Origin of the sequence: Bradyrhizobium diazoefficiens USDA 110 (assembly GCF_000011365.1) — a bacterium.
GTDB classification, from domain to species: Bacteria; Pseudomonadota; Alphaproteobacteria; order Rhizobiales; family Xanthobacteraceae; genus Bradyrhizobium; species Bradyrhizobium diazoefficiens.
Map to the genome: position 1 here is coordinate 5,411,320 of NC_004463.1, position 20,091 is coordinate 5,431,410.

The following is a 20,091-nucleotide window of genomic DNA, read 5'->3' on the forward strand; positions in this document are numbered from 1 at the left end:
CTTTCTTGTCGTCGTTAACATCGCCCCACCCTTCAGAACGTGTACTTGCCGGCGAGAACGAAGGTTCGCCCCGGGAACGGATGGAACAGGAAGTACTGCTCGTTGAAGAGATTATCGATGCCGAAGTCGAACGCGAAATTCTTCGTCGCGTTATAGTGCATCTTCAAGTCCACAACGAAAAAGTTATCGAACGCGCCGTAAACGTGGGAGATGCGATCGGTGTTGTCCAGCGTCGAGTACTGCTTGCCGCTGTAGCGGGCCGCGACCGTATAGGCCCAATTCTCATTCGGCCTGTAGGTGACACCGAACTTGGCGCGCCAGTCGGGCACGTAAGGCACGCGCTTGCCGACGACGGTGGTCGCGCCCTTCCAGCTCGGGTCGGAGATGATCCGCGAGTCGACGTAGGTCACGCTACCAAACACCTGCAAGCCCGCGATGAGAACGTTATCCTTGTCGGCAGACAATTCTACGCCCTGCATCCGGATCGCGGCGACGTTGCTGATCGCTGTCTGCACAGACTGCGCCCCACTTGCGTCGGTCACCGTGGTCGACTGTGAGATCAGTGCATTGTTGGTCCGCTCGCCGAATACCGTGAGCCGCACCCGACCATCCACCCAGCGCCGCTCAAGATTGAGCTCGCCGGTGAAATCCTGCTCCGGCGACAGCAGCGGATTGGCAAGATAGGTGACGCCGTTGACGGTGATGTTCTGATAGAGTTCGGTGACCGTCGGATAGCGGTACGCCTCACCGAAATTCGCCGTGATATTCCAGTCCTTGTTCGGATCGAACGACAGCGACGCCTTCGGCGAGAAGTTGGTCGAGGACAGCCCCGGTTGCCATGTCGGCACAACGGACGTGATGACACCGGCGCTGGTGGCCATGGTGTTGAGATTGAAGCCTTCAACTGCCTGCCAGCTCTCCAGCCGTCCGCCGAGTGTCAACTTGACAGTCGGGATGATCTTCCAGGCGTCCTGCACCCACAAAGCCCCAGTGCGCGTCTCGCCGACGCCGGTCGAATAGAGCTGGCCGTTGCCCGTCGATGGCGTGTTATACCAGACGCTCGAAGCATAGACCGGGTTTTCGAGCCGGTACCGGTCGCCGTGGATGCCAAAGCTGACCTCGTGCGCGCCGTCATAGCCCAGCGGACGCCAGATGCCCTTGGCGTCGGCGTTCTGCCAGTTGGTGCCATCCATCCGCGTCACCTTGCCGTTCAGGGAATAGCCAAGGCCCGGCGACGGCGAGACCGTATAGGGACTGACCTGGATGTCCTGGAGATAGTTGTAGCTCGAGGCCGCGAGGTCGAAGTCGAAGACACCCTTGGTATCGCTTTTGAGCGAGACGGCATTGCTCACATGGATCTGATCCCAGGTGTATTTGCTGTTGGCAAAGCTGCTGACGCCCCCGAAAGTCGGCAGACCCGTCACAGTCGACCTCAGATAGGTCTGCGGATCGGAGGTCTGGTGATTGTTCCAGATGCCGAACGAGTACGTCGCCTGCACCAGCGGCGTGATGTCGTAGGCGAGCCGCAGATTGCCCGAGGTCTGCTGCGAATGCGCCAGCGCGCCGGTGCCGACGACATTGGCGACACCACCTGCCTTGTTCTGGGCGGCGATCGTTCCCGTCGTGCCGGCAGGTCCCACCCCAAGCGTGGTGCCGAAGGTTGTGTAGCTCAACGGTTGCTGAAAACTGTCGAGGTAATTGGCGCTGACAAGCCAGGACAGCGCGCCGTCGCGATTACCCGCGGCCGCACTGGTCTGACTGGTCACGTAGGTGTCCTTGGTGCCGTACTGATTCCACGGCATCACCGAGACCGTTTCCTTGGCGACCGCAAACGGCTTGTCCGGCATTTTTGACGTGATCAGCAGCACGCCGCCAATCGAATTGCCGGGATAGGCGGCCGCGAACGGACCGTTGAGGTAATCGACCCGCCCGATCGCTTCCGGCGAGATCAGGTTCCATCTTGGCGAGGAGTTCGTGTTGTTGTTGCCGATCAGCGCCGAGATGAGGAGGTCATCGTAGTAGACCAGCGTGCGCGCACTGGAGTTCAGCCCCCAGCTTCGCGTCGCGAGCACCGCCTGATTGTCGCCGTCGTTCCGCTTTCGCACGAACAGGCTCGGCATGTATTTGACGGCGTCCTCGGGGTCCTTGAGGTTGATCGTCTCATCGACCTCCTTCGCCGTGACGCTGAAGGAGCGCTGCGGCAATTGATAGCGCGCCACGGCGGCCGGCGGATCCAGCGACGCTCGGGCGCTGGCCGCTCCCTGCTCGCTGGCAACAGCAGGAGCCGCGCGCTCGCCGGCGGGCTTTGCCGACCGGTTCCTGGCGGCAGCCGTATTAGCGGCCGGCTTGCGTGGCTTGGGCTTCACTGCAGCGGGCGCGTCGACGGTCACCGGCGGCAGCACTGCGCTGCTGCTTTGGGCGAAGGCTCCGCTCGACGACGCAAGCAGCGCGGCCTGAACGGCAACGACGCTCACGCCACGGCGGGCATGGCAACGTAACATGAGGCATTCCTGACGCCGGCTTTCTTCCCGGCTGTTCGACAGCATCAGTCGCCAGCGGACGGACCGCGGCGACACCGAGGGTCGTCAGGAAAATCGAGGAGGCGCGCGCGCCTGAGCACTTCCGTCCTTATGGACGGAAACAGCGGATGCGTCCGCCACGTGCCACGCCACACATTCGGCATGGCGGAAGGGAATGGCGAGCGCAACCTCTGGCGGCGAATCGAGCGACGCATTGGCCTGGGCCAGGCAGCAGAGCGCGCACGCAGCGCCATGCGCGGTTGGCGTGCCCGTCTGATCGTTCAGGCCGCCCTGTTCATTCGCACTGTGGCAGATGACGGCGGCCGACAGCGGATCGGCCACGGCCTGGCCGGCCGCCCAGCAGGCGGCGATCGGCGCCAGCACCTGCATCGCCAGGGCGAGCAGGACCAGGGGTAGGAATTTTTGCAGCCGTGCGCGCATCCGCCGAACCATTCGTTCGTGCGCTAACTAAACACCGCGCCGGGACCTGAGTCGAGGTCAGTTCCGCCGCCTTCTTGATCCAGCGCAAATTTGCCGAAAACCGTGGTCCGGGCGCCCCATCCGGGGGCGGGTCCGGCATTTGAGGCAGCCGATCCGCCCCGCCCATCCACAGATTTCTTATATTTGTCATATGCTTACATGGCTAAAAGCCCGATCGTTTCGTTAACTGCTCTTATTTTGAACAATCGTTGCCGAAAATGATGACAAGTGAGAAAAGTTGATCTAGCATCCCTCTTGCTCAGGCTGGCCGAGAGGTCGAAGTCTGGTGGTCCAAGTCTCGGGAGGAGCCCCTGGCGCGCAAAACGCAGCGTCGCCCCGTCAATCAAGAGCAAATCTTAGAATCGGGGATAATAGGGTCGACACAATTTTTGAGCGGGGCTAGGGCCCCGCTCTTTTTTTGTCTGCATGGCGCCTACGCTGATGACTATCTCCCCCAATCCGATCGAACAGAGCTTTGAACGCGCAGCCTCGCGCTGCGCGGATCTCACGCCGCTGGTCTACCGGCGTCTTTTCGACGAACACCCGGAAACGCGAGCGATGTTCCGCTCGCAAGGCAGCGAGCTCGTGAAGGGATCGATGCTTGCGCTGACGATCGAGGCGATCCTCGATTTCGCCGGGACGCGCAGCGGACATTTCCGGCTGATCGCCTGCGAAGTCGTCTCGCACGATGCCTATGGCACGCCGCGCGAGCTGTTCATCGCGTTCTTCGCGGTCATCAGGGATACCCTGCGCGACCTGCTCGGCGATGCATGGTCGGCCGAGATCGCGCAGGCCTGGGATACGTTGCTGACGGACATCGAGGCATACGTCACCGTTCCGGCCTGACGCTTTGCGCTGCACCACCACGGCTCGCCGCGACGTTGCGCGCAATCGCAGATTGGGTGGCGTGAACTCTTCGATTGTGAGACACTTTCCGCCTCGGTCGCGCAATCAATGACGCGCCGACGCCAAAATCTATGGGAGCGAGCGATGTCCGGGACGAAAGATTTCTCGACGACGAGGCGCGATCTTCTTCAGGCGGCAGCGACCGCCGGCGCCGCAACTGCCATCCTCGGCAGCATGGGCATAAACCCCGCATTGGCGGCCGAAGTCGGACGATCGGAGAAGCCGCTGAAGGCGGCGTTCTCCAACGCCGGCCTCCAGGCCACCTGGTGTGCGCAGGGCAAGCAGGCCGCGGAATTCTGGGGCAAGCTGTTCAACGTCGAAGTCACCTGGTTCGACGGCCAGCTCGATGCGGTGAAGCAGCGCGCCGCGATCGACAACATGGCCTCGCAGAAATGGGATTTCGTCGCGATCCAGGCCTTCGGCATCGGCACCCTCACCCAGCCCGTGCAGAAGATGATCGACGCCGGCACGCCCGTGATCGACATGGACACGCTGATTGCTCCGCTCGACCAGATCAACGTCCACTCCTTCCTCGCTCCCGACAACGAGTTCATGGGCGCCTCGGTGACGCAGGCGCTGTGCAACGCCATGGGCGGCAAGGGCAAGATCATCATGACGCAGGGCGCGCTCGGCCATACCGGCGCGCAGGGCCGCGCCAAGGGCTTCAACAACGTCGTCAAGCAATTTCCCGGCATCGAGGTGCTCGACACCCAGCCGGCCGATTGGGACGTCTCGAAGACCGCGCGCCTCTGGGAAACCTATCTGACGAAATATCCGCAGATCGACGCGGCGTTCTTCCACAATGACGACATGGCGCTGGCGGCTGCCAACATCATGAAGGCGCGGGGCCGCACCAACATCCTGATCGGCGGCGTCGACGCGATGCCGCCGGCAATCCAGGCGGTGAGCGAGGGCCGCATGTTCGCGACCGTGCGCAATCCGTCCTGCCGCATCCATGGCGGTGCGATCATCGCGGGCGTTTCCGCCGTCGTCGGCGGCGAGAAGAGCGGACAGGGCATCCCGAAGAACGTCGTCACCGACGGCCCGGTCGTGACCAAGGCCAACGCCGCCGGGATGCAGTGGATGCAGGATCACTTCCTGATCTGAGCCTCCAAGATCTGATCTGCAATGCGAGAGGATCGTTCGCCCATCCTGGAACTGCAAGGCATCACGAAGAGCTTCGGCGGCGTCGAGGCGCTTCGTGGTGTCGACTTCGCGCTTCATCCCGGCGAGATCCACGGTCTCGTCGGCGAGAACGGCGCCGGGAAAAGCACGCTGATGAAGATCATCGCCGGCGTGCACACCGAATTCTCCGGCCGTTTCCTGCTCGACGGGAAGGAGACCCATTTCCGCTCGACGCGCGACGCGCATGCGGCCGGCATCGCCATGGTGCACCAGGAGCTCTCTGTCGCGCCCGACCTCACGGTCGCGGAGAACGTCTTCCTCGGCAACCAACCGACCAACGCCCTCGGTCTGGTGCAGTGGCGGCGCATGGCGCGCGAGGCCGGCGAGCAGCTTGCCCGCTTCGGCATCGACGTCGATCCGATGAGCCGGCTCGGCGACCTCCCGATCGGGCTCCAGCAGCTGATCGAGATCGCCCGCGTGCTGTTCTCCGGCGCCCGCATCGTCATCCTGGACGAGCCGACCTCCGCCCTCTCCCCGCCCGAGGTCGAGCGGCTGTTCGCGACGCTCCGGCGCCTTCGCGAGGAAGGCACCGCAATCGTCTTCATCTCGCATTTCATCGAGGACATCTTGCTCGTGTCGGACACGGTGACCGTGTTCCGCAACGGACGGAAGATCGCGGAGACAGCGAGCGCGGCGACCAGCAAGGGCGCGCTGATCGAGGCCATGATCGGCCGCGGCGGCGAAGCGCTCGAGCATAGCTACACCGATGATCTGATGCTGCCGCAGCCGAGCGGCAGCTCGGTGGTGCTGAAGGTCGACCAGCTCTCGCTGGCGCGCAGCCTGAAGGACATCTCCTTCGAGGCGCGCGCCGGCGAGGTGCTCGGCATCTACGGCTTCATGGGTTGCGGACAGCAGGAGCTGTCGCGCATCCTGTTCGGCAAGCTGAAGCCGGACGGCGGCACGCTCGCCGTCGAGGGCAAACCCAAGACCTTCGCCAGCACGGCGGCTGCGCGCCGCGCGGGCGTCGCGCTGGTGCCGGAGAGCCGGCGCGACATGCTGTTTCACCAGGAGCCGGTCTACAAGAACATCTCGATCAGCATTCTGGATCGCATCTCGTCGCTGCTGCTCAAGCCGGCACAGGAGCGCGACATCGCCAGGCGCCAGGTCGAGCAATTGCAGATCAGGCCGCCGGTGGTCGGCCTCGATCTCGGCATGCTCTCCGGCGGCAACCAGCAGAAGGTCGCGCTGGCGAAATGGCTGACCTATCCGCCAAAGCTGCTGGTGCTGTGCGAGCCGACCCGCGGCATGGACGTCGGCGCCAAGAACGACGTCATCAACATCGTCCGTGACCTCCGCGCCAGGGGGCTCGCGATCATCGTGCTGTCGACCGAGCCGGAGACGGTGCTGTCGCTGGCCGACCGCATCCTCGTGCTCAAGCGCGGCGCACTGGTGCGGGAATTTTCGAACGAGCCGGTCAGCAAGGACCGCCTGCTGGAAGCGGCGTGACGGAGAAGCACCATGGCGAGCAGTGAGACGGCCTTTGCTGAAGCTCATCGGGCGCGCGGTCTGGCGCCCTTCCTGCGCTCGCAGATGCGCAACATCGCGCCGTTCCTGACGCTGATCTTCCTGTCCGCCTTCTTCGCCGTCGCCAGCCCCTCCTTCGCCACGCTCGACAATCTCGGCAACATCCTGACGCAGGTGTCGGTAACAGGCATCATCGCCGTCGGCCTCACCTTCGTGATCCTCTGCGCCGAGATCGACCTGTCGATCGCCAGCATCGCCAATGTCACCGGCATCGCGGTTGCCTATTTCACGCTGCAGGAGTCCTACGTCAACATCGCCAACATCCCCCTGCCCGGCGCGGTTGCGATCATCCTGTCGATCCTGCTCTGCGCCCTGCTCGGCCTCGTCAATGCGCTGGGCCTGACCGTGATCGGCATCCCCTCCTTCATCATGACCTTGGCGATGATGCAGATCGCGGCCGGCATCTCGGCGCTGCTGGTGCGCGGCCAGATCGCCTACAAGGTGCCCGGCCTGATCACGACGCTCGGCTCCGGATCGATCGGCGGCATCCCCTGGATCGTCATCGTCGCGGCCATCATGCTGCTCGGCGGCCATCTGGTGCTGACCTACACGCGCTTCGGCCGCTACGTCTACATGGTCGGCGGCAACCGCGAGGCCGCCGAATATTCCGGCCTCAACGTCAAGTTCATCCTCGGCGCGGTGATGGTGATCTCGGCGGTGTGCTCCGGCATCGGCGGCATGCTGGGCGTCGCCCATTTCGGCAGCGCGCAGCAGAACGAGTTCGACACCTATTTGCTCGACTCCATCGCCGCCGTCGTGGTCGGCGGCACCAGCCTGTTCGGCGGCCGCGGCGGCATCGGCAACACCATCGTCGGGCTCTTCGTCCTGGGGGTCCTGAATAACGGCCTCGACCACGTCAACATCGACAGCTTTTTGAAGATCCTGATCCGTGGCCTGATCCTGCTGGCGGCCTTGATCATCAACGTCTACGCCCAGCGGTTGAGGGAGAAGGCGGCGGAGTAGCCAGCCCTCAAAACAAAAAGCGCGAAAACAACCCCATGCACAGTAGACACTGTGAGGAAGTTCAGTCGCTTACCAAACTCGCGACTGCGCGAGTGCGACCGCACCGACATTTGACCCGTCGGGCAAAACAGGTGCAGGATGTCATCGTTGCAACTGGTACGTCCGTGCAGCTTTCCAAGACCGCAGGAACAATGATCCGTCATCCCCGCGCAACGGCGAAGCCGTTGTCGCTGGAGGTGCGAGGCAGGCGATGCGAAGGAATCGCACGCGGAGCCTCGAAGGATGAACGGCCGAGATGCAGCCGGGCCGTCGCCCTTCGAGGGCGGCTGAAGAAGCGGCCACCTCAGTGTGACGGTTCTACTCCGACGGCAGCCGCGAGAATCGGAAATTGCAGTGGCTCGCGCCGCCAGCCAAGGTTTGTGTCCTCTCCAGGCGGATGCCTCGCGTTGCATAGGCGTCGAAATCAAGTCCACAGATGTTCGGCAGGATGTCCTTGTCGCCATGGCGAGCCGCGAATTTGCAGAAGCCGCAAGCCTTGTAGTTGATGCCGAACTCGAAATTGTCATCCGGCCCCGGCTCGACGAAATCGTAAACGAAATCCTCCGGAAACTCTTCCTGATGGCTTTCAGTAACACTTCCTGCAGCCTGCGCGCGCAGCAAAGCCTGGTTCTCCGGCGACATGAACTGACGGCCCGAGGCGAGACGTTCCGTTTCGGGGTCGGTGAGCAATTGCGCCTTGTAGGTTTCCCGCTCGATCTCGCCGATCACGGCCAGCGGCACGCCGTGTCGCCGCAGCACCCGGCTGATGGCCATGAAGCCCATGAGACGCATGAAGAAATCGCTCATGCGGCTTGCCGCGCCCCCGACATAGGGCATTTGGGTGAGCACGATCTCGAATTCGTCCATCACCTCCCGTCTGATCCCGCCGATGTCGGTGAGATGCGCGCGCTCGCGCAACATCGGCTCGGCAAGGTCGAGTCGATTACGCATGGCGGCTTCCATTGCGCCCCGATGCGTCTCGTAGAAGGGATGGATGTTCTCGGCCATTGGGCACCTGACATAATTGGCTGTTTGCAAGGTCGGCGAAGCCGGCCTCATTCCGCAGCGATCGCCTCGATCTCCAGCAGCCATTTGCTGTCAACGGTCTCGACGATCACGACCGTGAGCGCAGGCCGGTGTTCGCCGAGCACCGTGCGGCGAATGGCGCGGTTGGGCACGACTTGATCCCGTTCGGTCAGGAACGTGGTGACCTTGACCAGATGCTCGACGCCAAGGCCCGCGGCGGCGAGCACCTCGATGACGTTGCGCCAGGCCTGCTCGCATTGCGCCTCGAAACCTTCGGGCACGGTGCCGTCGGATCTCTCGGGCACTTGGCCGCTGATGAACAAGAGGCGGCGATGCTGCGTCAGTTCAAGTCCCATGCTGTAACCGCCGGCGGGAGGGTGGACCGCTGCGGGATTGTGGCTGACGATTTGAGCTGAGGGCATGGGGTTTCTCCGGATTGCGGGCTGACCGTAACCGGCGACATCGCCTCGGCGCAAAGCATCATTCCTGCGGTTCAGCGCAAGAAAATCTATTGCAAGGCCACGGCCCATCGGTGTCAAACTGCGGCGCAATGACCTACGCCCTTCCCCCGCTCAACGCGCTCCGCGCCTTCGAGGCCGCCGCACGGCATCTCAGCTTCAAGCTCGCCGCCCACGAGCTACACGTGACACCCGCCGCCGTGGGGCAGCAGGTGAAGGCGCTGGAGGCACGCCTCGGCGTGCAGCTGTTCGAGCGGCTGCACAAGCAGCTCATCCTCACGGCGGCCGGTCAGGCCTATCTGCCCGGGGTCTCCGAAGGCTTTCGCCACATTGCGGAGGCGACTTCGCAATTGAAACCGTCAGGTACTGTGCTGCTACAACTGGGAGTCCATGGCAGCTTCGACCTGCGCCGCCTCGATCTGGCGGAGTTTCGCAGCGCGCATGCGGACATCGGTTTGCGGGTGCTGCAGCCCGCCGGCCTGCACGAATTGGTCGAGGGCAAGGTGGACCTGCTGATTGCCCGCGGCCTCAGCCGCCATCCGGGCTATCGCTGCGACCGGCTCAACGAGGGGTCGGGCCTCGGCGATTGGCTGATCGCGCCTGAAGGCACCGCGGATTGTCCCGAGATCGTCAGTTTTCGCGAATGGCTGCGCGCCCTGCCGGCCGAGAACCCGCTCGCAAACCGCCGCCCTCGCCTGGTCGGCATCAGCGGGAGCTGAGACGACCGTGAGGCATGGCTTGAGCCCTCGCCGCCAGGACGTTCGACACGTCGGGCAAAACACCGGCGCAATTCCATCACGGCGCCAATCCGTAGAGAGCGTCGAGCTCAGCGGAGCGGTTCGACCTTTGCCGCCATGTCGGGAACGCGCGAGATCCTGTACATGGCGTTGCTGCATTTCAGAACCCAAACGTCGCGATCAGGTCGAGACAACTTCGCATCCTTCCTTGCGCCGAGTGGCTTTTCGCAAGTGAAGCCTTGTGTGCGGATCTGGGCCGCCAGCATTCCCTGAATCGTTTCGGCCGGAAGTTGCTGCGCGCGCGCTTGCGGACCAGGAAGAATAAAAGCGATGGCAAACAGTAATGATCCAGATGCTCTGTGCATGATTTCAACCCTTGAAGCGGCCGCCCCGCGAGTTCGAATGTCGCACTATAGCAGAAACACCGGCGTTGTCCGCGCCCGACCCCCACCTTAGCGCGGCGTGCTCCGGTTCGCCTCCACGCCGGCCCATAACGCGACGAAGTAGAGGCACAAAATAACGACCAAGGCTGGTCCTCACTGGGCGGTTGTGCTAGCGTTCCATTCGCAACGAGCTTTCCAGAACTATCTATCATCGCCTCGTTGCAACGTTTCCACCACGCCTCGTTTCGATTTCCGAATACGCCGTCAGGCGTTTGATGCATTGCACATTGCCTCGCAATGGCGCGCCCAAGCACGAGTGTTTCAAGTCGTTCCGTAGTTTTTTGTACAAGGAATGATGTCATGCGTAACACAATACTGAATCAGATTTTCGGAATGCTCACCGTAACCGCGCCGTTGCGCGGGACCGAAACAGCGTTCGCCCAGAACGCGGCAGCCCCGCCTCCACCCTGTCATTGAGACGAACGAAGACGCGTGGGTCGAGGTCCCGGCGATATGATGTGGATCAACTGATCGAAAATTCGCCGGGCTCGACCGTCACGAGAGGCGAGACGATTCTGACGTTGGACAAGGAGAATTGAACGAAGCCGTAAATCCAAATCAATCATCAGCAGAGGAGGTTCGAGATGTTTCGAGGATTCCTGCCACTGACATTGTCTCTCTGCCTTGGTGCGGCGACGGCACCCGCAGCACTGGCTCAATCGGCGCCGCCGATCACCGAACAGGAGGCGCACGCCATCGCGGTCGACGCCTATGTTTACTTCTACTCCATCATGTCGATGGATGTATCCCGCAAGCAATTCACCAACGGCACGACCGATTTCAGGGGACCGATGAACACGTTCGTCAACGTGCCCGAATACCCGCCGGCGGATTTCAAAGGCGTGGTGCGGTCCAACTTCGATACGCTGTATTCCGCCTCCTGGCTCGACATGACCAAGGAGCCGGTTGTCATCTCAGCACCGGATACCGATGGGCGCTACTATCTGCTGCCGATGCTCGACATGTGGACGGACGTCTTCGCATCGCCGGGCTGGCGCACGACGGGTACCAAGGCCGGGACGTTCCTGGTGGCGCCGGCGAACTGGCGGCCGGATCTGCGCGACAGATTCGCCGAGGAGTTCAAGCTTCCAAAAGACACCCAGCGCATCGACGCGCCAACGCCCTACGTCTGGCTGATCGGCCGGACCAAGACGGACGGGCCGCCGGATTATGATGCGGTCCACAAGATCCAGGCCGGCTACAAGGTCACCCTGCTTTCCGAGTATGGCAAAACGCCCAGGCCGGTCGAATTCAAGCCGGACCCAAGCGTCGACATGAAGACGCCGCCAAAGACGCAGGTCGATACCATGACGGCGGGGGTGTATTTCGCCTATGCCGCGGAATTGCTGAAGCTGCATCCGCCTCACGTCACCGACGAACCGATCCTCGCGCAGATGAAGAAAATCGGCATCGAGCCCGGCAAGAGCTTTGACATCGGCAAGCTCGACCCGGCCGTGCAAAGGGCGCTGGAGACCGCACCCCAGGACGCACAGAAGCTGATGGCCTGGAAGGTGCCGACGCTGGCGCGGGTTGCCAACGGCTGGGGGATGAACACCGACACGATGGGTGTTTACGGCAACTACTACCTGAAGCGGGCCATTGTCGCGCAGCAGGGGCTTGGCGCCAACGTGGTCGAGGATGCCATCTATCCGCTCAATCTCGCCGACGACACCGGTAAGCCGCTCGATGGCGCGAACAAATACACCGTCACCTTCGAGAAGGGCGCCACGCCGCCTGTCAACGCGTTCTGGTCGATCACGCTCTACGATCAGGACGGCTTCCAGGTCGGCAACACGCTGAACCGTTTTGCGGTCTCCAGCTGGATGCCGTTCAAGTACAATGCGGATGGATCGCTCGACCTCTATTTCCAGAACGCGAGCCCCGGCAAGGAGCTCGAAGCCAACTGGCTTCCTGCACCGAAGGCGCCGTTCAATCTGACCATGCGCCTGTACGCGCCGAAGTCGGAAGCGCTGACCGGCAAATGGAATCCGCCGCCGGTTGTGAAGTCGCAAACAACGGTGGGCATTTCTGCCCAATAAAAGTTGGCGGCACGCCGGCGCTTCGGCGCCGGCGTCCGACCGCGCGAACGCGAAGCAGGCGGTGAAGGGTCAGCACTCCTTCCATAGTTCTCCAAGTACGAACATAGTTCCGCCCTCCTCGGCTGCGTTAAAAATCAACACCGAGCGGCTGGCAAGAAACAATCCTCGCAGGCCCAAGAACCGATGCGTTGAGTGTTCGCTCGCCGTAGCGCGGATCGCTCTCACGCGATTGCCATTGCATTTTGATACGGAGCATCAAATGAACTCCATGCTAGACGACAGGCTCGTGGAAGGGCAGATCGCAAGCTTGGAGGAGCAACTGTCGAACCTGGCACACGAAGCAGGAGTCAGTTCTTCGGCCGCGCCGATCAGCATCGAGCGGTCCCCCATCACCCTCGCAACGCTTCAGGCGGATTGGCGATATGTGGCTTCCGTCGGATTCCTGTTGGCGGCATCCCTTGGTGTGGTTGCCTGGTGGTGGTCATTCTCCGCTGATGCAGCAAAGATGCCTCCCTCCGACCCAGCACCTCTGGCTCGCGCCGCGCCGGAGGCGGTCGTGCCGAGCGCCGTTGTCCTGCGTTCCGAGTTGTCGCAGCAGTTTCAACCGATGGCGCGTGATCTCGCTGCCTTGAGCCAAACGGTCGAACAGCTTAAGGCGAGGCAGGAACAATTGATCCGCGACAATGAAAATCTGGCAAGCCAACTCAAAGTGAGTCGAGAGGAATCGGAGCGCAACAACGGCATCATCTTCCAGATCAAGGCCGATCAGATGCAAATGGCGCGCGAAAGCCAGACGCTCACCGAGCGGCTCAACGCAAGTCAGGACCAACTCGCCCGCGTCATCGCCAACGCTTCACAGCCAAAGGCAATCCCCGAAACGTCACCAACGACGAGCCCCGAAGAACCAAAGACGATGCCCGAAGCGTCACCAACGGTGAGCGCTGAAGAGCCCAAAGTGGTGCCTGACATACCGCTGCCACGTCCGCGGCAGTCGGCCAATGTCGTCCAAGCGCAAAGGCCGGCGCGAACCCCGGAGCGGCCCGAGGCCAAGAAGCCGCGACCGTCAATCTCATGGCCATGGTCAGCGCACTAAAGCGGGCATCGACGTTCCACAGAAATTGACGCTGCGAGCGCTGGCAGCCGGCGAACTTGGGATCCGGCAACGGACGCGCCCTCTATTCTAGGGATGTCCGCTTTCGGTCGAGGCCAATGCCGCCTGCCCCGTAATCTCGTCAGCCCGCCAGCACCGCACCGCGTGCCCGTCGGGACGCGTCTCCAGCGACGGACCGGGCTCCTGGCGGCACACGGCTTCGGCGTGACGACAGCGCGGGCTGAACGCGCATCCATTCGGCGGATTAAGCGGATTGGGAAGGTCGCCCCCTGTCGTCGCGAGCGGTGCGTGGCGCAGCGGATCGGGGATCGCGGCGATCAGGGCTTGCGTATAGGGGTGCGCCGGCCGCTCGAAGATCTCGCGCCAGTCGCCATTCTCCACGATACGGCCGAGATACATCACGGCGACGCGGTCGCTCATGTGCTCGACGACGCCGAGGTCGTGGCTGATCATGATGTAGGACAGGCCGAGCGTCTCCTTCAATTCCAGCAGCAGGTTGATGATCTGGGCGCGGATCGAGACATCGAGCGCCGACACCGGTTCGTCGCAGATGACGATCTTGGGATTGAGGATCAGGGCGCGCGCAATGCCGATGCGCTGGCGCTGGCCGCCGGAGAATTCATGCGGGTAGCGGCCCGCCTGTTCGGGGCGCAATCCCACATGCTTGAGCATGGTCGCGACGCGGTCTGCGATCTCGCTTGCGGCGGTGACGCCATGCACCCGCAGCGGATCTTCAAGCGTGCGACGAACGGTCTGGCGCGGGTTGAGCGAGGCGTACGGATCCTGGAAGACCATCTGCACGATGCGGGCCAGCGCCTTGCGATCGCCGGATTGCCTGTTCGTTACGACCTGTCCGTCCAGCACGATGCGGCCGCGCGTCGGCCCCAACAGACCAAGGATCGACAATGCGACCGTCGATTTGCCGGAGCCGGACTCGCCGACGAGGCCGAGACATTCGCCGCGCTTCAGCCTGAGATCGACACCGTCGACGGCACGGAGCAGCCGCCGGCCGCGGCCCAGCAAGCCGCCTCCCAGCGGAAAATGGACCGCGAGATCCTCGACGCTGAGAATGACATCGTCATCCGGCCTCGCCTCACCAGGCCTTTCTTGCGGTTCATGCATGGTGGTGACACCTCACCAGACCGCCCGCGTCCAGCCGTGTCGTCTCCGGCGCCGCGGTCCGGCAAATATCGGTCGCCCGCGCGCAACGCGGATTGAACCTGCAGCCATCAGGGAAAGCCGTGATCGCCGGCACGACGCCCGCGATCTCCTGGAGCCTGGTACGGCCAAGCGCCGCGCGGCTGCCCAGCCGCGGCAGCGAGTCGACCAGGCCTTGCGTATAGGGGTGCGAGGGCGCCCGGAAGATATCGGCCGAGCCGCGCTCCTCGACAATGCGGCCGGCATACATGACGGCAACGCGGCGACAGACATTGGCGACCAGGCCGAGATCGTGGCTGATCATCAGGATGGCCGTTCCTCGCTCGGCGCACAGATTCCGCATCAGCTCGATGATTTCGGCCTGCACGGTCACGTCGAGCGCGGTGGTCGGCTCGTCGGCGATCAGAAGGTCCGGACCGCATGCGAGCGCGATGGCGATCATCACGCGCTGTCGCATGCCCCCCGACAGCTGGTGCGGGTAATCCTTGACGCGTCGCTCGGGCGCGGGGACGCGGACGCTCGCCAGCGCCTCGACCGCCAGCCGGTCTGCTTCCCGCCAGCTCTTGCCCTGGTGCAGCACGAACATCTCGGCGATCTGCCGCCCCACAGGCGAGACCGGATTGAGCGCCGTCATCGGCTCCTGGAAGATCATGGCGATGCGATTGCCGCGCAGCTCCCGCTGCCTGGCCGCGGAAAGGTGCTGGATCTCCCGCCCCTCAAACCGGATGGCGCCGCCGCCGATCGACAGCGGCGGCCGCAACAGGCCGATCAAGGCGAGCGCCGTGATGCTCTTGCCGCAGCCGGATTCGCCGACCAGGCCGAACGTCTCGCCACGATCGATGCGGAACGAAATGCCCTCGGCCGCCGCAACGCGCCGCGATCCGTCGTCGAGATCGATGCGCAAATCCTCGACTTCGATCAGCGGCGTGCCCGTCATGTGCGCCGGCTCCGCGATTGCGGATCGAGAATGTCGCGCAGGCCGTCGCCGAGCAGGTTGAGGCCGAGCACCGTCAGGAAGATGGCAAGGCCCGGAAAGACCGAGAGCCACGGCGCCGTCGTGATCTGGTCGCGGGCTTCCGACAGCATGCTGCCCCAGCTCGGAAAAGGCGGACGGACGCCGAGGCCGAGGAACGAAAGGGCTGCTTCGGACAAGACCGCGCTGCCCATGCCAAGCGTGCCGATGACGATGATGGGGCCGAGCATGTTCGGCAAGAGCTGCGTGATCATGATGCGCAGATCGCCGTAACCGAGCACGGTTGCCGCCTGCACGTAGCCCTGGCTCCTCAGCGACAGCGCCGAGGCCCGCGCGATCCGGCAGGTGAAGGACCAGTTGGTCAGCCCGAGTGCGATGAGCAGGCTGGTCAGGCCTGGTCCAAGCACCGCCATGATGGCCAGCGCGAAGATCAGCGAGGGGATCGCGAGCATCAGATTGGTCAGTCCGTTGACGACATCGTCCCACCAGCCGCCCCAATAGCCGGCGCTCAGGCCCAGTGCCACGCCGATGACGCTGTTGATGAGCTGCGAGACGATGCCGACCGTCAGCGAGATGCGCGCGCCGTAGACGACGCGGGAATAGATGTCACGGCCCTGCCCGTCGGTCCCGAACCACCAGGTCCAGCTCGGGGGCTCTTCCGCATTCATCAAATTGGCGTCCAGGACGGGATCGGTGTGCGCCAGCCAGGGTGCGAGCAGGCCGACCAGGATCGCAAGCGCGAACAAGGCACCACCGATGACGAGATTGGCGCGGAGCTTCATGCGTATCTGATCCTGGGATCGATCACGCCGTACAGCAGGTCGATCAGCAGATTGATCGCGAGAAAGAACAGCACCACCACGAGGATGGAGCCCTGGACGGCGGGAATGTCGCGTTGCAGGACGCTGTCGACCAGCAGCGAGCCGATGCCCGGCCAGGAGAACAGTTTCTCGACGACGACCGCCTGCCCCATCAGCGCGCCGAATTGCAGGCCCATTGTCGTGAGAATCAGGACGAGCGCGTTGCGCATCACGTGCCACTTCACGACGCGCGTCTCGCTCATGCCCTTCGATCGCGCCGTGCGGACAAAGTCGGCGTGCATGATCTCGAGGACCGCCGCTCGCGTCGTCCGGGCCAGCAGCGCCATCGGCGAAACGCCGAGTGTCACGGCCGGCAGGATCAGATTTTTGAGGCCGCCATCGCCATAGCCAAAACTCGGCAGCCAGCCGAGCTTCAACGCGAACAGGTACATCAGCAGCAGTCCGAGCCAGAACTTGGCCATTGAAAGACCCGACACCGCCACGACCATCGCCGCGCTGTCGACGACACCACCAGGCCGCAACGCCGCGACGAAGCCGAGCGGCACGCCGATCGCGACCGCAAATGCCATGGACGCGAAGATCAATTGCAGGGTCGGCCCCATCCGCTTGGCAATCATGGTCGTGACCGGCTCGCGCGTCCGGAACGAGGTCCCGAAGTCACCGGTCGCGAGCTTCGCGATATAGGAGCCGAAGCGCAGGTAGACGGGCTCGTCGAGGCCGAGCTGCTTCTTCATGCGCGCCTCGACCTGCGGATCGCTGTCGTCGCTCATGGTCGAGACGATGCTGCCGGGAACGACGCTGAACAGCACGAAGACCAGCATCACCACGGCAAGCACGGTCGGAATGGTTTGCAGGAGGCGACGGATCAGGAAGGAGAGCATCGGCACTTTTCCTCGCTCCCTCCATCTGACGTCGCGATGGAGGGAGCGCGTGTCACTTCGCGGGCGAGGTCTCGTCGACCCAGAGGTCTTCGACGTTCTGATGGGTCAGCTCCGTCGCATTCAGCTGAACCCCCTTGAGCCACGGCTGCACCGCCATGACCGCCTTGTTGTAGTTGAAGAACCAGATCGGCGCCTCTTCGTAGAGCAGCGCATTGGCCTTTTGCAGCAGCTGGCCGCGCTTTGCGGCGTCGTCGGTCTGCCCGGCCTCGTCGATCAACTTGTCGAAATCGGCGTTCTTGAAGTTCATGTAGTTGCACGCCGATTGCGGCGTCGACGAGTGGAAGCATTTCAGCGCGGCCTGGGGATCCGGGCCGGTCTGCTGGGAATAGATGAAGGCCTGGTAGTCGCCGCTGCGAACCACCTCCGCCAGCACCGCCGTCTCGACCTGCTTGACCTTCGCCTTGATGCCCACCTTGTCCAGCATCGGGATGACGGCCGTGACGATCGGCAAACCCCAGCTCTCGTTCTGGCTGGTGGTCCATTCGAACTCGAAGCCTGAGGGATAGCCGGCCTCAGTCAGCAGCTGCTTGGCCTTGGCCGGATCGAAGGCGTAGGGCTTCATGGTCTTGTCGTAGAGCGGCGAGGTCAGCGGCAGCCAGCTGGTGGCGCGATAGGCCTTGTTCTTGACCAGCTTGTTGATGATCAGGTCGGTGTCGATCGCATAGTTGATCGCCTGCCTGACGCGCTTGTCGGCGAACGGCTTGAACGCGGTGTTCATCCCCATGTAGCGCGTGAAGACCTCGGCGACCTCGACGATGGTGCCCTTGAGGTCGGCGTCGGACTGGTAGGCGACATACTGCGCAGGTCCTAGCACCGAGGTGTCGATCTCCTTGTTGCGGAAGGCGACATCGCGCGCCGCGGCCTCGCCCATGACCGACACGATGACCTTGTCGGCGTAGGGCTTTCCGGGTTTGTAGAAGCGGTCCCACCGCTCCAGCACGATGCGCGATCCCGGCACGTGCTCGACGAACTTGAACGGTCCAAGACCGATCGGCTTCTGGATGAAGCTATCCTTCGCGGCCTCGTCGGCGGGATAGATCGAGGTCAGCGCGGTGAAGAAGTAGAAGCCCGGATCGACCTTCTCGGTCAGCTTCATCTCGAGGGTGAAGTCGTCGATCTTCTTCAGGCCGGAGATTTCCTTGGCCTGGCCCTTCTCGACCGCGGCGGCGCCCTCGATCACGCGGACAAAGCGCGCGCCGGGATAGGCCTTGGCGCCGTCCATGATGCGGTTGTAGGACCAGATGACGTCGTCGGCCGTCATCTTGCGGCCATTGTGGAAATAGGCGTCATCGCGCAGCTTGAAGGTGTGAACGAGGCCTCCGCCCGAGACCACGTCCTCCTTGGCAAGTTCCAGGACGGGTTTTCCTTCCGCGGAATTCCAGATGTAGAGCGACCGATGCAGCGCCTTGGCGTAGATCTCGTCCTGGGCGCGCTGCGTGGTGTGAATGTCCAGGCTGGTGAAGCTGGAACCGTAGGGCGCCGTCATCCGGATGGTTCCGCCTTTGCGCGGAGTCTGAGCCTCCACCGATCCGGCGAGCGCCAGTCCCAATCCAGCGACGATCGCCACAATCCTGAACATCATGTCCCCTCCGGCACCGCAGGCATATTCCAGTCACGGAGTTGACCACTCGCGGCACGTCGAGTGCAAGCTCCTCTTTTCGCCTTCGATGCCGCAGTTCCTTGCAACGCTTCGTTCGAGACGCCCGCCCGGGGGGCGAGCCCTCAGGCGAAGCCGTAGCTTGCGGCGACCCTCTCAACCCGTCGAGAATCGGAAGCGGAAACAACGATCTACGAGCGGTGAACGTCCGGCGTGATCGATGCGACCAAGCTCAGGACAAGGGCCTTCAGCCCAGTGATCTCGTCGAGATGGGAATCCGCACATGAAAAGCCGAACGCTCGGTGCTTTGCTTATCGGCGGACTGGTCGCCGCCACGGCCGTGCTGGCAAGCCCGGTCGCGGCCAGCCTCGGCCGGTACAGCGAGGCGGACAGCATCCGGTTCGGCTGGAGTCGCACCACCGGCGTGAACGACTATCTTGACGAAACGGGGTGGGCGGTCCGGGGCCATGACACCCCGGATAATTTCGTCGAACGACTGCTCAGCATCCCCGTCGGAGCGGTCGCACGGGGCGCAGGTGTAGGTTTCGAAGCCAGGGTTTCCCAGGGCACCGGTCTGCCACTGCCGGAGAGCTGGAGCATCGCTACGGCGAAGAATTCGCCGTTCATCACGTCGGTCTACGCCGAGACCCCGCGCGATCTCGCGGCGGTGCTCGGCTTCTATCGCGCCGAGCTCGGCAAGCGTGGCTGGATCGAGACGGTGGTCGAACCAGACCGGGCGGTGATCACCTTCACGACGCCCCGTGGACCGGTCCTGCTCCGGCTTTCCCGTCAGAACGACAGGACAATCGCCGAGCTTTCGCTGCGCAAGCCGGGTATCGCGAATGCCGGCCTCCTGCCGAGGCCGAGGCAGGCAAAGCTGATGCTCGGCAACGAGTCGGACGAGGAGGCGGTCATCACCGTCGCCGACCAGACCATCAAGCTGGCGGCGCACGCCGGCGAGAACTTGACGAACTCCGACGCTGCCGCAGCCGAAATGCCGGACAGTCAGAAGATCGATCTGCCGCCCGGCAAATACAAGGTCACGCTCAAGGTCGACGGCGGTGCGGCAGCGAGCCGGGAGTTCGAGGTCGCGGCCAACGAGACCTGGGGTCTGCTGGCCGGCACAGACGGCGTCCTGCTGCCGATGCGGCTTTATTGAAGCGCATCGGCC

At 63.3% G+C, this 20,091-nt stretch carries 18 protein-coding genes; 8 read left to right on the forward strand and 10 right to left on the reverse strand.

Annotated elements, in window-relative coordinates:
• Nucleotides 1–32 precede the first annotated feature (32 nt).
• A complete protein-coding gene (locus BJA_RS24540) occupies nucleotides 33–2,501 on the reverse strand; it encodes a TonB-dependent receptor (RefSeq protein WP_162494110.1) in 2,469 nt (822 codons plus the stop codon).
• Between the two features lie 84 nt (nucleotides 2,502–2,585).
• Nucleotides 2,586–2,960 (reverse strand): DUF2946 domain-containing protein, encoded by a 375-nt coding sequence (locus tag BJA_RS24545; protein WP_028171733.1) that lies wholly within the window; start codon nucleotides 2,958–2,960, stop codon nucleotides 2,586–2,588.
• A gap of 480 nt (nucleotides 2,961–3,440) precedes the next feature.
• Between BJA_RS24545 and BJA_RS24550 the strand changes: the two genes are divergently transcribed.
• The 4 genes from BJA_RS24550 (at nucleotide 3,441) to BJA_RS24565 (ending at nucleotide 7,577) form a co-directional block, all read left to right on the forward strand.
• Nucleotides 3,441–3,845: a globin gene (locus tag BJA_RS24550; RefSeq protein ID WP_038966296.1), complete on the forward strand. Its 405-nt coding sequence runs from the start codon at nucleotides 3,441–3,443 to the stop codon at nucleotides 3,843–3,845.
• A gap of 144 nt (nucleotides 3,846–3,989) precedes the next feature.
• Nucleotides 3,990–5,012: a sugar ABC transporter substrate-binding protein gene (locus BJA_RS24555; protein WP_007610940.1), complete on the forward strand. Its 1,023-nt coding sequence runs from the start codon at nucleotides 3,990–3,992 to the stop codon at nucleotides 5,010–5,012.
• 21 nt (nucleotides 5,013–5,033) lie between these two features.
• On the forward strand, nucleotides 5,034–6,536 hold the full coding sequence (locus BJA_RS24560; protein WP_011087652.1) for a sugar ABC transporter ATP-binding protein: 1,503 nt from the start codon (nucleotides 5,034–5,036) through the stop codon (nucleotides 6,534–6,536).
• Nucleotides 6,537–6,548: 12 nt separating this feature from the next.
• The gene (locus BJA_RS24565) at nucleotides 6,549–7,577 is read left to right on the forward strand and encodes an ABC transporter permease (protein ID WP_011087653.1); all 1,029 of its coding nucleotides are present in this window, start codon (nucleotides 6,549–6,551) and stop codon (nucleotides 7,575–7,577) included.
• A gap of 357 nt (nucleotides 7,578–7,934) precedes the next feature.
• Here the strand turns inward: BJA_RS24565 and BJA_RS24570 are convergent, their stop codons facing one another.
• Nucleotides 7,935–8,624 carry an L-2-amino-thiazoline-4-carboxylic acid hydrolase gene (locus BJA_RS24570; RefSeq protein ID WP_028171729.1) on the reverse strand — a complete coding sequence of 230 codons (690 nt, stop codon included), beginning with the start codon at nucleotides 8,622–8,624 and terminating at the stop codon, nucleotides 7,935–7,937.
• Nucleotides 8,625–8,671: 47 nt separating this feature from the next.
• Entirely contained in the window at nucleotides 8,672–9,064 is a 393-nt protein-coding gene (locus BJA_RS24575; RefSeq protein ID WP_028171728.1) for a RidA family protein, read from the reverse strand.
• A 128-nt stretch (nucleotides 9,065–9,192) separates the two neighbouring features.
• On the opposite strand from BJA_RS24575, the gene BJA_RS24580 reads away from it, so the two are divergent.
• Nucleotides 9,193–9,819: a LysR family transcriptional regulator gene (locus BJA_RS24580; protein ID WP_011087656.1), complete on the forward strand. Its 627-nt coding sequence runs from the start codon at nucleotides 9,193–9,195 to the stop codon at nucleotides 9,817–9,819.
• A gap of 107 nt (nucleotides 9,820–9,926) precedes the next feature.
• On the opposite strand, the gene BJA_RS24585 is transcribed toward BJA_RS24580, so the two are convergent.
• Complete coding sequence (locus BJA_RS24585; protein WP_038966291.1) at nucleotides 9,927–10,202, reverse strand: hypothetical protein; 276 nt, start codon at nucleotides 10,200–10,202, stop codon at nucleotides 9,927–9,929.
• 662 nt (nucleotides 10,203–10,864) lie between these two features.
• Between BJA_RS24585 and BJA_RS24590 the strand changes: the two genes are divergently transcribed.
• Nucleotides 10,865–12,319: a DUF1254 domain-containing protein gene (locus tag BJA_RS24590; RefSeq protein WP_011087657.1), complete on the forward strand. Its 1,455-nt coding sequence runs from the start codon at nucleotides 10,865–10,867 to the stop codon at nucleotides 12,317–12,319.
• A 259-nt stretch (nucleotides 12,320–12,578) separates the two neighbouring features.
• The gene (locus tag BJA_RS24595) at nucleotides 12,579–13,412 is read left to right on the forward strand and encodes a hypothetical protein (RefSeq protein ID WP_038966292.1); all 834 of its coding nucleotides are present in this window, start codon (nucleotides 12,579–12,581) and stop codon (nucleotides 13,410–13,412) included.
• 87 nt (nucleotides 13,413–13,499) lie between these two features.
• Here BJA_RS24595 and BJA_RS24600 read toward each other — a convergent pair whose 3' ends face one another.
• Genes BJA_RS24600 through BJA_RS24620 form a run of 5 tightly spaced genes read right to left on the reverse strand, consistent with a single transcriptional unit; the run spans nucleotide 13,500 to nucleotide 18,905 of the window.
• Nucleotides 13,500–14,552, reverse strand: coding sequence for an ABC transporter ATP-binding protein (locus tag BJA_RS24600; protein ID WP_011087659.1), 1,053 nt, complete (start codon nucleotides 14,550–14,552; stop codon nucleotides 13,500–13,502).
• Entirely contained in the window at nucleotides 14,545–15,525 is a 981-nt protein-coding gene (locus BJA_RS24605) for an ABC transporter ATP-binding protein (RefSeq protein WP_011087660.1), read from the reverse strand. The genes BJA_RS24600 and BJA_RS24605 overlap by 8 nt, the downstream gene beginning before the upstream one ends.
• A complete protein-coding gene (locus BJA_RS24610; RefSeq protein ID WP_011087661.1) occupies nucleotides 15,522–16,343 on the reverse strand; it encodes an ABC transporter permease in 822 nt (273 codons plus the stop codon). Before BJA_RS24610 ends, BJA_RS24605 begins: the two co-directional genes overlap by 4 nt.
• Nucleotides 16,340–17,263 carry an ABC transporter permease gene (locus tag BJA_RS24615; RefSeq protein WP_011087662.1) on the reverse strand — a complete coding sequence of 308 codons (924 nt, stop codon included), beginning with the start codon at nucleotides 17,261–17,263 and terminating at the stop codon, nucleotides 16,340–16,342. Before BJA_RS24615 ends, BJA_RS24610 begins: the two co-directional genes overlap by 4 nt.
• A gap of 52 nt (nucleotides 17,264–17,315) precedes the next feature.
• The gene (locus tag BJA_RS24620) at nucleotides 17,316–18,905 is read right to left on the reverse strand and encodes an ABC transporter substrate-binding protein (protein ID WP_011087663.1); all 1,590 of its coding nucleotides are present in this window, start codon (nucleotides 18,903–18,905) and stop codon (nucleotides 17,316–17,318) included.
• A 298-nt stretch (nucleotides 18,906–19,203) separates the two neighbouring features.
• Between BJA_RS24620 and BJA_RS24625 the strand changes: the two genes are divergently transcribed.
• The gene (locus BJA_RS24625) at nucleotides 19,204–20,079 is read left to right on the forward strand and encodes a hypothetical protein (protein WP_011087664.1); all 876 of its coding nucleotides are present in this window, start codon (nucleotides 19,204–19,206) and stop codon (nucleotides 20,077–20,079) included.
• Nucleotides 20,080–20,091: the final 12 nt, after the last annotated feature.

Coding starts and splice junctions, on each gene's coding strand:
- BJA_RS24540 (WP_162494110.1), bottom strand. CDS start 2,501: ATGTTACGTTGCCATGCCCGCCGTGGCGTGAGCGTCGTTGCCGTTCAG.
- BJA_RS24545 (WP_028171733.1), bottom strand. CDS start 2,960: ATGCGCGCACGGCTGCAAAAATTCCTACCCCTGGTCCTGCTCGCCCTG.
- BJA_RS24550 (WP_038966296.1), top strand. CDS start 3,441: ATGACTATCTCCCCCAATCCGATCGAACAGAGCTTTGAACGCGCAGCC.
- BJA_RS24555 (WP_007610940.1), top strand. CDS start 3,990: ATGTCCGGGACGAAAGATTTCTCGACGACGAGGCGCGATCTTCTTCAG.
- BJA_RS24560 (WP_011087652.1), top strand. CDS start 5,034: ATGCGAGAGGATCGTTCGCCCATCCTGGAACTGCAAGGCATCACGAAG.
- BJA_RS24565 (WP_011087653.1), top strand. CDS start 6,549: ATGGCGAGCAGTGAGACGGCCTTTGCTGAAGCTCATCGGGCGCGCGGT.
- BJA_RS24570 (WP_028171729.1), bottom strand. CDS start 8,624: ATGGCCGAGAACATCCATCCCTTCTACGAGACGCATCGGGGCGCAATG.
- BJA_RS24575 (WP_028171728.1), bottom strand. CDS start 9,064: ATGCCCTCAGCTCAAATCGTCAGCCACAATCCCGCAGCGGTCCACCCT.
- BJA_RS24580 (WP_011087656.1), top strand. CDS start 9,193: ATGACCTACGCCCTTCCCCCGCTCAACGCGCTCCGCGCCTTCGAGGCC.
- BJA_RS24585 (WP_038966291.1), bottom strand. CDS start 10,202: ATGCACAGAGCATCTGGATCATTACTGTTTGCCATCGCTTTTATTCTT.
- BJA_RS24590 (WP_011087657.1), top strand. CDS start 10,865: ATGTTTCGAGGATTCCTGCCACTGACATTGTCTCTCTGCCTTGGTGCG.
- BJA_RS24595 (WP_038966292.1), top strand. CDS start 12,579: ATGAACTCCATGCTAGACGACAGGCTCGTGGAAGGGCAGATCGCAAGC.
- BJA_RS24600 (WP_011087659.1), bottom strand. CDS start 14,552: ATGCATGAACCGCAAGAAAGGCCTGGTGAGGCGAGGCCGGATGACGAT.
- BJA_RS24605 (WP_011087660.1), bottom strand. CDS start 15,525: ATGACGGGCACGCCGCTGATCGAAGTCGAGGATTTGCGCATCGATCTC.
- BJA_RS24610 (WP_011087661.1), bottom strand. CDS start 16,343: ATGAAGCTCCGCGCCAATCTCGTCATCGGTGGTGCCTTGTTCGCGCTT.
- BJA_RS24615 (WP_011087662.1), bottom strand. CDS start 17,263: ATGCTCTCCTTCCTGATCCGTCGCCTCCTGCAAACCATTCCGACCGTG.
- BJA_RS24620 (WP_011087663.1), bottom strand. CDS start 18,905: ATGATGTTCAGGATTGTGGCGATCGTCGCTGGATTGGGACTGGCGCTC.
- BJA_RS24625 (WP_011087664.1), top strand. CDS start 19,204: ATGAAAAGCCGAACGCTCGGTGCTTTGCTTATCGGCGGACTGGTCGCC.